A 10,753-nucleotide genomic window follows, 5' to 3' on the forward strand; every position below is an offset into this window, starting at 1 on the left:
CTAGAACTCGCCAACTCCGGACTTTTCGGACAGTCTCCGGCTTCGAGCCGGCTCTGCTATGATCGAAGTACTAGTGTCCTGTAACATATGAATGTTTACTGACTCCTCCCCTTATTAAGGGGGAGAATCGCTTTAGAACCTTGTATTACACGGCACTAGGAGGTTAAATGAAACTCGCTTTCTCATTACTTCTTATAATCATACCGTCTTTTGTTTCGGCCGAAATACCCGATCACACGTATTCCATTGTTGCGCGTGATCCTGATTCAGGCGAACTAGGTGTCGCTGTGCAGACACACTGGTTTGCTGTTGGATCTCGCGTGCCATGGGCGGAAGCAGGAGTTGGCGCCGTAGCTACACAGTCATTTACTGAAGTCTCCTATGGTCCGCTTGGCCTGGAGCTGATGAAATCTGGAAAGAGCGCCCCGGATGCGCTCAAGAGTCTGATCGCCTCTGATAAAAGTGAGGGGGTTCGACAGGTCGCAATGATCGATAGCAACGGAAATGTCGCTGCTCATACAGGAAAAAAATGCATTGAACACGCCGGACACAAAACGGGATCGAATTATTCCGTGCAGGCGAATATGATGGAGAAACCGACCGTCTGGGCCGCGATGGCGCAAGCTTTTGAAGCTGCTAAAGGAGATCTGGCGGATCGAATGCTGGCTGCGCTTGAGGCTGCGCAAAAAGAAGGTGGAGACGTCCGCGGGAAGCAATCGGCGGCAATCATTGTGGTAAGCGCAAATAAAACAGGTCTGATCTGGAAGAACCGGCAAATCGATCTGCGCGTGGATGACCATCCGGAGCCGTTGCAGGAGTTGCGACGGCTATTGCAGCTTCATCGCGCGTACAGACACATGGATAAAGGGGATGACCTTCTTGCTGAGAAACGAACAGCCGATGGAATGAAGGAGTACGAACTCGCAATGGCGCTTCAGCCGCAAAATGAGGAAATGATTTTCTGGGCTGCGATTGGTATGTTCACAGCCGGAGAAGAATCCAGAGCAATAAATCTTTTGCGACCTCTGTTCCGCGCAGGTCCCCGATGGCTCGAACTGCTTGGAAGACTTCCTGCTGCTGGTGTGTTGACGGCAGATGCCGCGGAACGAATCCGTAAACAGTCACAGCCGTAGAATGTCCACATCCGATGCGATGGAGACGTCACCACGATAGACTTCCCTGATGGAACTGAGCATGACTGAGCAAGATAGCATCTACGTCATTTAGGTTTGCCCCTGTTCTCGCAAAGTTGACTGCGGCTCCCTCACCAAGGTCTACGATGAGTGATGGACGTCCCTTCAACCACAACAAGTAAGACGTTGATGCGCGCCCACCGCCATTCAACGGACCTCCGGAACCCAATACCTGCAAGGCGGCTTCCACTCTACTGTTCCTGAGATGTTGTGGCGCCCCATTGTTCCGGCGCGACATCTGCTATGTGTTGAGAAAATGTCCACCGGTGCCCCGCATGATCTTCAACGGTGTATTGTCTTTCACCGAAAGGTTTGTCGGCAGGTGTTTCCACAATGTTTACACCGTATTTTTTGGTGTGTTCAAAGTGCTGGTCAACATTCTCAACGCTTACGTGCACATATTGATTTACTTCGCCAGGACGAGGAGGGCGAAAGTTGCCGCCCATGCGGCCCACCATAATATCACCGTCACCGATCGCAAGCTGGGCATGCCTGATCGTCCCATCCGGAGTTGTAAAGCGGAGACGCTCGGTGAAACCAAAGGCATCACACAGCAATTTGATTGCTTCACCCAAGTCTTCGTAAACCAGAATCGGGACTACAGTTGCGGTTGGCGCTGAACGGTTTACTAACATAACTATCTCTACAGTTTCTACTCTTTAAAGTTCAGGATGTGCCTGGAATACAGAATCGGGAAAGCGCTTGTTTGTGCCGGGCGCAACCAGGTTTCGTTTCAGGACAAAATCAAACACGAGAGGATTTGATTTGTAGATCTCTCTTAACAAACCGCGTTGTTCCGCTGAGATGTATCCATGCCTGACGAGTGGTTTTGTAAGAATCAAGAAATTGATTGCGGGCAAGGGATAATCGCTTCCGTTGACCAGCCGCTCGTGCAAATCGTCTCGCTGCAGAATCGTTGTGACCGGCACCCCGAGCCGGTTGAATTGTGTCATTGCCGAGATGTCACCAAACACCAGCCCTTCATAGCGTGGTTCATCCATCAACCGCAAAAAGAGCTCAAAATTAGGAACTTTCCTTCCGGGATTGTCCGGATCTTCATTCGTGCCAAGTCCCGCGCAATGAGCAACGATCACTTTGACTCCATGATCCAATGCTCTTCGCAACAACATAGGATTTCCCAGTTTCTGATCTTCTTCCGATTCCACGGCTTTCTCTTCGCCGCCATGGCTGAGCAGGATCAGTCCCAGATCTTTCATCTTTTGATAGCTGGCATCGCATTTTGGATTGGATGGATCGATTCCCATTGCATTCGGAAGCCACTTGATCATGCCCGCGCCGCGGGCAGCCCATTTCTCAAGCTCTGACAGGGCATCTTCACGGTATGGATGAACCGAGATTGCCGGAACGAAAAGATCCGGATGACTCGTCGCAATCGCAAAAACGTATTCATTCGGCACATAAAATTCCGTTTTTTCAAGATTCACTGTGCCATCCAATCTGTAGTTTTTGTCGAATGCGAGAAGGCGATGTTTCCCATGAAATGGATTGTTGCGAATGAGATCCGCGAGTCTCTGGACCATCTCTTCATCGGTTTTTGCTTCGTTTACAACTCCGCATGCGGTGCGGTAAACGCGGAATTTGATGCGGTGAAAAGGATGTTTCCAGCTGAGCATCCGCGGATTCACGAATGCTCCTGAACCTCCACCACCCACACCTGCAATGTGCGTGTGATAGTCGATTTGCTTTTGCGGATCGATGTTTTCAAATGCTCTGCGTACCAGATCAGCGGCTTTGCTGCTGATTGATTTCAATAGATCTTCAATACATTTTTGTGGGGCGATCCAATGAGCCAGGCACATGTTCTGAGGATAACATGATTAACAAAGTAGCGCGGGCGTCCCGCCTGCAGATCCGCAGACGAGACGTCCGCGCTACTTTGTTTACTGATACACTTTCCCTATGGCGTTCATTGAACGAAGGCGACCGCAATTTTCAGAATCGGAAGCGGTGGAGATCGCGCAGAGCCTCTACCGTATGTCCGGATATTTTGAAGAGCTGCCAAGTGAGCGAGATCAGAATTTTTATTTGCGGGATGGAAGCGGAAAGGAATTTGTTTTGAAGATTGCCAGCGCTTTGGAGCTGGAAGAGACGCTGGAAATGCAAAATAAAGCGATGGAGCACGTGGCTTCGCGTACCGATTTTGCTTTCACACAACGAATTTGCAGGAATGTACAAAACAAAGGGATGGCCTCGGTTGTTGATTCTTCGGGCCGTCCTCATTTTGTGCGGATGCTTACCTACTTACCCGGAGTTCCGCTCGCGCTCTTCCGCCCGCATTCCGCTGCGCTGTTGCGGAATCTTGGAAAAGCACTCGGACACATGGATCATGCGTTGAGTGGCTTTCATCATGCTGCCGCGCGTCGCGATCTCCGCTGGGATTTTGATCGCGCTGAATGGGTCCTTCTTCATTTTGGTCGTAACATCAAGGAAGGGAACAGAAGCAAAATCATTCGGAATTGTTTGTCTCACTGGCGGGAATTTGTGGTCCCAGCGTTGCCTTCGTTGCGGAAGGCAGTCGTCTATCACGATGCGAATGAATACAACGTTCTTGTGTTTCAGGAAGACAGCAACGCGGCCCCCGCCATTGGACTCATCGATTTTGGGGACATGCTGTTCACGTATACAGTTTCAGAAGTTGCAATCGGGACCGCATACGCAATGCTGGAGAAGCCGGATCCATTATCCGCGGCAGTTGAAGTTGTGCGCGGCTATCACAGCGTCTTTCCTTTGACTGAAACGGAAATAGCGCTCCTCTATTACTTTATTAGTATGCGTTTGTGTTTGAGCGTCAGCATCTCTGCATTTCAGCAGCAAGAAGAACCTGCGAATGAATATTTGCGAATCAGCGAAGCGCCTGCGTGGGAGTTGCTGGAAAAGCTGAGTCAAATACATCCGCGCTTGGCAACTTACCGATTCAGGGAAGCTTGTGAATTGGAGCCTTATCCGAGATCGCGAGAAGTGCAGGAATGGTTAGAGGAAAGCTCCGCGGGCGAGTCGCCCGCACCGGAACCTCAAGGATATGGGGAAGTGCGTTTTGCGAATTCTCCCGGGTGCCGGCTCCTCGGAAATGAAGGTTATGAGTGGCGATCCATTCATCTGGGATTGGATTATTTCGCCGATCCGGGGACGCCGGTTTACAGTCCTTACGACGGCGTGATCCATAGCTTTCGAAACAACGCCGAAGCGGGAGATTACGGACCCACCATTATCGTTGAGTATCGCGCAGGCGAAATTCCATTCTTTTTACTGTATGGCCATCTGAGCACCGATTCGCTGCTTGGTCTGTATGCGGGAAAAAGTGTTGTGAAAGGGGTTTGCCTCGGAAGAGTGGGAACGTTCGAAGAAAATGGAAACTGGCCACCGCATCTTCATTTGCAAATCATTCTTGATTTGCTGGATGAGCAGGGAACATTTCCCGGACTTTGTGCATCCGGACATAAGAAAACTTGGTTCAGTCTGTGTCCGGATCCGAATCTGATTTATGGCGTTAAGCAGACCGAAGGTCAGCAAAGAGAGACCGCAAAAATTCTGTCGCGGCGAAAAGAGCATATCAGCAGCTCGTTGAGCATTTCTTACCGGAGCCCGCTACAGATCATCCGAGGGAAAGGGCAGTTCCTTTTCGATGAGAATGGTCGAGCGTATCTGGATTGCGTGAACAATGTGTGCCATGTGGGTCATGCACAGCCGCGCGTGGTGGAAGCAGCGCAAAAGCAAATGAGCGCGTTGAATACCAATACGCGTTATCTGCATAAAAATCTAGTGGAATACGCAGAGCGGTTATGCGCAACATTGCCTGAGCCGTTGAAGATCTGTTTTTTCGTTTGTTCCGGAAGCGAAGCCAATGATCTGGCATTGCGCTTGGCGAGGGTTTACACGGGCAATCAAAGCACGATCGTTGTGGAAGGCGCTTATCATGGAAATCTCAGTTCGTTGATCGAGATCAGTCCTTATAAGTTCGATGGTCCGGGCGGTTCCGGAGCGCCGCCTTTTGTTCGCAAAGTCGTGATGCCGGATCTTTATCGTGGTTCTTTCAGGTATGGCGACCCGGAAGCAGGCGAGAAGTACGCTGAAGATGTGCGTGCCATGGCCCAACCTGGAAGCACATTCATTGTTGAATCGGCGCTCGGTTGCGGTGGTCAGATTATTTTGCCGGCGCACTATCTCGAGCATGCTTTTCAACATGTTCGCGAAAAGGATGGCGTGTGCATTGTGGATGAAGTACAAGTCGGATTCGGAAGAGTGGGGAGCCACTTCTGGTGTTTTGAAACGCAGAATGTTGTGCCGGACATCGTGACGATGGGAAAACCGATCGGAAACGGACACCCGCTTGCCGCTGTTGTTACAACTTCAAAAATTGCAGCCGCTTTCGAAAATGGAATGGAGTATTTCAATACATTTGGCGGCAATCCGGTTTCCTGCGCGATAGGACTCAGCGTTCTCGATGTGATGGAAGAAGAGAATCTTCAGGCGCACGCGCTGGAAACCGGAGGATATTTGAAAGCGGGGTTGCAATCCTTAACACAGAAACATGCGTTGATTGGTGATGTTCGGGGTCTGGGACTCTTTCTTGGCATCGAATTTGTGAAGGATCGAACCACATTAACCCCTGCTCCCCAAGAAGCTTCTTACATCGTTGAACGGATGAAAGAACGAGGAATTTTGTTGAGCACAGATGGCGCCTACCACAATGTGATCAAGATCAAACCGCCGATGGTGTTTACAAGAGAAGATGCGGATTGGCTGGTTCAGAATCTAGACGTAGTACTGGGGGAGACGCCGCTGAAATAATGCAGGCGGGACGCCCGCGCTACTTTATTTATACAGTTGTTTTTCGATAGCTTTCAGTTTTTCGAGGCGCTTTACGTGCCGTTCTTCTCCGGTGAACTTAGCTTTGATCCACACACCAACGATTTCCAGCGCCAATTTGTCGCCGATGATGCGGGGTCCCATGCAGAGCACATTGCAGTCATCGTGTTCGCGGCTCTGGTGTGCGGAATATGTATCATGGCAGAGGCCCGCGCGAATTCCCGGAAATTTGTTTGCGACAACACACGCGCCGACGCCACTGCCACACAGCAGAATTCCTTCTGTGCTTTGTCCGCTTAGAATCGATTCCGCAATGGCGCGCGCGTAATCGGGATAGTCAACAGGGTCTGAAGAATGAGTCCCTAGATCGATGACATCATAACCACTATTGCGTAGAAACCGAATAACTACTGACTTCAGCGGAAAGCCCGCGTGATCTGCAGCAATTGAAACCCTCTTCATAGCTTCAAAAGACTCTTTGCCTTAGCAATTACATTCTCCGGTGTGAAGCCGAATTTTTCCATGTTTACTTCCACCGGTGCAGAGGCGCCGAACGTCGTCATACCAATCACTTGGCCACGATCGCCTACGTAGCGGCACCATCCGAAGGGGGAAGCAGCTTCCACCGCAATGCGAGCTGTAACAGAAGTGGGCAGTACTTCTTCTTTGTATGCGTCTGGCTGCTCATCAAAAATTTCCCAAGAAAGTAGGCTCACCACTCGCGCCTTGATTCCTTCGGCGGAGAGTTTTTCATACGCGCTCAAAATTACAGAGACTTCCGAACCGGTTGCCATCAAAATCAAATCCGGATTTTTATCCGGCGCATCCGCGAGTACATATCCACCCTTCTTTGCATTTTCTACGGGCGCATAGCGTGAACGATCGATTACAGGAAGTTTCTGACGCGTAAGAACCAGACAAACCGGGCCCTTCCGGCGAGTCAATGCGATTTCCCAGGCGACGGCGGTTTCGGTTGCATCTGCGGGACGCAGAGTGGTCATGTTTGTCATTGCGCGAAACGAAGCAAGATGTTCCACCGGTTGGTGCGTGGGGCCATCTTCACCCAGGCCGATACTGTCATGAGTGAGGACATAGATTGTGTTCAGTTTCATCAGCGCGGCAATACGCATCGCCGGGCGCATGTAATCGGAAAAGATGAAAAACGTTCCGCCTGCTGGGATCAACATTTTGCTCAGCGCCATTCCATTTAGAACACCACCCATGCAGTGTTCGCGAATCCCAAAGTGAATATTTCTTCCGCCCGGTTGTTTGCCGAAACTGCCTTTGTCTTTTAGCAGAGTGTTCGTGGATTCTGCCAGATCAGCCGACCCGATCACAAGATGTGGAAGCGTATTGGCAAGACTGTTTAAGACTTTGCCGGATGCTGCGCGCGTAGCCATTCCTTTTTCTTTGCTAAAGTCCGGAATCGATTTTTGCCAACCTTCCGGCAGTTTTCCTTGGCTGATTTGCTTCCATAAAGCTGCTTCCTGAGGATGTTTATCAGTGTATTCATTGAAGCGCGCCTGCCAGTCTGCTTCGAGCTGTTTGCCGCGCTCGACCGCTTTGCGGAAATGTTGCAAAACTTCGTCTGGCACATAGAAAGTTGGTTCTGCGGGCCAGCGGAGATTTTCCTTCGTGCGTTTCACTTCTTCTGCTCCAAGCGGAGCCCCATGTGCGACCGCCTTATCCTGTTTACCAGGAGAACCGTAACCGATGTTTGTTCTTGCAATGATCAGTGATGGCCGTTCCTTCTGATTCTTTGCCGCAGCAATAGCCTTTCGAAACGCTGCACGATCATTTCCCTGGATGTTTTGCACGAACCAGTTGTAGCTTTCGAATCGCGCGCCTACAGATTCGCTGAAAGTGAGATCCGTTTCTCCATCAATCGTTATGTGATTGTCTCCGTAAATGTAAATCAACTTGTTCAAACGATGGTGGCCGGCAAACGAAGCGGATTCTGATGAAACACCTTCCATCAAATCGCCATCACTACAGTACGCAAAAATGTGGTAGTCCACAATGTTTTGATTCGGGCGGTTGAACAGATCGGCCAGATATTTTTCCGCAACAGCCATTCCCACGCCCGCTGCAAAACCTTGACCGAGAGGGCCGGTGGTCGTTTCTACGCCCGGAGCATGACCGTATTCAGGGTGGCCCGGAGTCTGGCTTCCCCATTGGCGGAACTGGCGGATTTGTTCCAGCGAAAGATCGTAGCCTGTTAAATAGAGCATGGCATACAGAAGCATGGATGCATGCCCAGCCGAAAGCACGAAACGGTCCCGGTTCGGCCAGTTGGGATTTGTGGGATTGTAGCGAAGAATATCGGTCCACAATTCATAAGCCATTGCGGCCGCTTCCATCGGTGTGCCCGGATGTCCCGATTGCGCCTTTTCTACTGCATCAATCGCGAGCATCCGGATCGTGTTGATGCTCAATTCTTCAAGGGATTGCTTCTGTAATTCCAATCAAAACCTCCGGGAATTCAAAAGGTTCAAAGGTTCAAGGGTTCAAAAGTTCAATGTTAAACGTTTAACTTTATCACGCTATGGCTCGTACACGATGGATTCGCGCAGCAATTCCTCCAGCCGAACGGCGATCTTTCGGAATTGAAATTTTTCATACACAATTTCCAGACTGCGTCGAGCAAAAAAATCCACATAATCCGGTTTCTGTATCAGAAATTCTATTCGTTCGGCCAGCTCTTTCTCATCACCTGACTTCACGAGAAAACCATTTTCGTCGTGCTCTATGACCTCACGCGTACCAAAGACTTTAGTGCCGATCACGGCTTTTTTTGTTGCCATCGCTTCAAGAATCGTTAGCGGAAAGACTTCTTCCGTTGAACAGGAAACGATCACATCGGAAAGCAGATAAAACGGATAATATTGAAAAACATCCTGTGTTTCAGGAATGAGGTGAAACCGCGACGCCTTCCCGCAATCGTTGATGAGAGTTTTCAATTCCTCCAGATAGCTTCCCGGTCTCGTACCGGCGATGAAGAAGTCCAGCTCGCCATCCGGATTCTGATCCAGGACCCGAAGCGCAGCGGACACAAACATCTTTTGTCCTTTTCGTTCAATCGTGGGCCCCACAATAGAAAAAACTTTGGACGATCTGGAGATTCCGAACTTTTCACGCAAATCGAATGGACTGTTTCTCTGCTTAAACGTCTTTAGGTCTACCAGATCCACACCCGTGGGTAGGATTCGGGAAACGTTTCTTGGATCGAGATCTTTGAATCTTGTGGCGATCGCAGAATTCAAGAACAGGATGGTTGCGGGAAACAGAAACTTTTTCGTCAGAACTTCGGTCAACTGCTGGTCTACGGCTGGATAGAGTTGCCACAGTGTGGGAATATTCAGTTGCTGCAGAGCTTCCGGAAACCAGCTGTTTTGCACCGAGCTCACAAATGCTACATCAAAGGGAGTTTCACTGTTGAGTTTTGTGATGCGTTCGGAAAGTTCCGATTGAGATTCGTTGGTGACTAGAACCGGACACAGCTTTTCGTATTCAGCGAGCATCGGTCCATCTTGCAATGATAAAACCGAAAACTTGTGGCCGGATTCTTTCGACAGATACCGCAGGTAGTGAAACCATACGGCCGGTCCGTCATCGCGATCCAGCGAATCGATGGCCCACAAAATATTCAACGGGACCTTTGGCTCGGAACGCGCGCGTTTCTGTATGTTAATTAGAATCTTCCCATCTTCCTGAATCAGATTCTCGTTAATCAAAACATTGCTAACTGGATCCGGCGGTTTTTCATGTTTGAATCCATGCGAGCGGGCGTGATACAAAATACCGGGCGCCTGTAACACGTAGCGACTGTGATTCGAAGCTTCATCGAGCAGAACGCCTTCCTCCATTAACTGGCTGACTCGTTCATGGCCTTTCAGCTTATCCACAAGGCGCGAGGACAGAAAAACGGGATGCTGATAATAACCAACGGGATAATGCGAGCCGACCGCCCAAACAGGTTTGAATTGAGGATCCAAACGGGTTCCTTGTTCATCGATCAAATCGGAATCTGAAAACACAAAATCAATCTCTACAGAGTTTTGAAGTGTGGCAACCATGTTGTAGAGGGTGTTCGGTTCCAGCACGTCTTCAGCGCCCATCACTAAAATCCATTCCGCTTCCGCTCTTTTCATGATTTTGGCAATCGCAGTAATGTCTCGCACGCTTCCTTTCTGATAATTCACTTTAACTCGAGGATCTTTCTCAATCGATTCAAGAAGTTTTTTCGCTTCCGGATCTGTTGAACCTCGATCCACTATGGAAAGCTCATGGAAGGGATAAATCTGATTGAAGATGGAAGACAGACTTTGCCGAAAAAACTCGACCTTTGGATTGATGGATTGCATCAGAATCCCAACCGTTGGACGATCTTGAAATTTCTCGATTTGCCGGCGACACCATTTCTCGTTTCGCCCAGTCCAGCGGTGCTGGTGCGCCCAGATGGCATATCGATCGTCTCCCCTTGTCACGTTTTTGAGTACAAGCGGAAATTGGACTGCCGTGCCGCCACCGGATGATTTTCTTAAGATGCGTGAAAATAATGGCATAAGTATCGCGGGCGTTCCGCCCGCAAACGCAATATTATACACAACGCGATCTTCTGCGGGCGAGTCACCCGCGAGACTGTCCAAAAAGTCAAGAATTGCGGCGAGTTAGTGGGAGCGCGGGCATCCCTGCCCGCAATGAACTCGTCGAGCTACCAAGTTTTTGCGGAC

At 49.9% G+C, this 10,753-nt stretch carries 7 protein-coding genes; 2 read left to right on the forward strand and 5 right to left on the reverse strand.

Annotated features, from left to right (window positions below; all coding sequences use genetic code 11):
• Positions 1 to 167 precede the first annotated feature (167 nt).
• Entirely contained in the window at positions 168 to 1,133 is a 966-nt protein-coding gene (locus L0156_22235; GenBank protein ID MCI0605716.1) for a DUF1028 domain-containing protein, read from the forward strand.
• Positions 1,134 to 1,384: 251 nt separating this feature from the next.
• Here L0156_22235 and L0156_22240 read toward each other — a convergent pair whose 3' ends face one another.
• Complete coding sequence (locus L0156_22240; protein ID MCI0605717.1) at positions 1,385 to 1,828, reverse strand: VOC family protein; 444 nt, start codon at positions 1,826 to 1,828, stop codon at positions 1,385 to 1,387.
• 24 nt (positions 1,829 to 1,852) lie between these two features.
• Positions 1,853 to 3,013 (reverse strand): amidohydrolase family protein, encoded by a 1,161-nt coding sequence (locus tag L0156_22245; protein ID MCI0605718.1) that lies wholly within the window; start codon positions 3,011 to 3,013, stop codon positions 1,853 to 1,855.
• A 100-nt stretch (positions 3,014 to 3,113) separates the two neighbouring features.
• Between L0156_22245 and L0156_22250 the strand changes: the two genes are divergently transcribed.
• Positions 3,114 to 6,002: an aminotransferase class III-fold pyridoxal phosphate-dependent enzyme gene (locus L0156_22250; GenBank protein ID MCI0605719.1), complete on the forward strand. Its 2,889-nt coding sequence runs from the start codon at positions 3,114 to 3,116 to the stop codon at positions 6,000 to 6,002.
• 24 nt (positions 6,003 to 6,026) lie between these two features.
• Here the strand turns inward: L0156_22250 and rpiB are convergent, their stop codons facing one another.
• The 3 genes from rpiB to L0156_22265 form a co-directional block, all read right to left on the reverse strand.
• Positions 6,027 to 6,482, reverse strand: coding sequence for a ribose 5-phosphate isomerase B (gene rpiB / locus L0156_22255; protein MCI0605720.1), 456 nt, complete (start codon positions 6,480 to 6,482; stop codon positions 6,027 to 6,029).
• Entirely contained in the window at positions 6,479 to 8,434 is a 1,956-nt protein-coding gene (gene tkt / locus L0156_22260) for a transketolase (GenBank protein ID MCI0605721.1), read from the reverse strand. Before tkt ends, rpiB begins: the two co-directional genes overlap by 4 nt.
• 129 nt (positions 8,435 to 8,563) lie before the next feature.
• A complete protein-coding gene (locus L0156_22265; protein ID MCI0605722.1) occupies positions 8,564 to 10,585 on the reverse strand; it encodes a glycosyltransferase in 2,022 nt (673 codons plus the stop codon).
• Positions 10,586 to 10,753: the final 168 nt, after the last annotated feature.

It is taken from the genome of bacterium (assembly GCA_022616075.1).
Taxonomy (GTDB): Bacteria; Acidobacteriota; HRBIN11; order JAKEFK01; family JAKEFK01; genus JAKEFK01.

Coding starts and splice junctions, on each gene's coding strand:
- rpiB (MCI0605720.1), bottom strand. CDS start 6,482: ATGAAGAGGGTTTCAATTGCTGCAGATCACGCGGGCTTTCCGCTGAAG.
- L0156_22240 (MCI0605717.1), bottom strand. CDS start 1,828: ATGTTAGTAAACCGTTCAGCGCCAACCGCAACTGTAGTCCCGATTCTG.
- tkt (MCI0605721.1), bottom strand. CDS start 8,434: ATGCTCGCGATTGATGCAGTAGAAAAGGCGCAATCGGGACATCCGGGC.
- L0156_22245 (MCI0605718.1), bottom strand. CDS start 3,013: ATGTGCCTGGCTCATTGGATCGCCCCACAAAAATGTATTGAAGATCTA.
- L0156_22250 (MCI0605719.1), top strand. CDS start 3,114: ATGGCGTTCATTGAACGAAGGCGACCGCAATTTTCAGAATCGGAAGCG.
- L0156_22265 (MCI0605722.1), bottom strand. CDS start 10,585: ATGCCATTATTTTCACGCATCTTAAGAAAATCATCCGGTGGCGGCACG.
- L0156_22235 (MCI0605716.1), top strand. CDS start 168: ATGAAACTCGCTTTCTCATTACTTCTTATAATCATACCGTCTTTTGTT.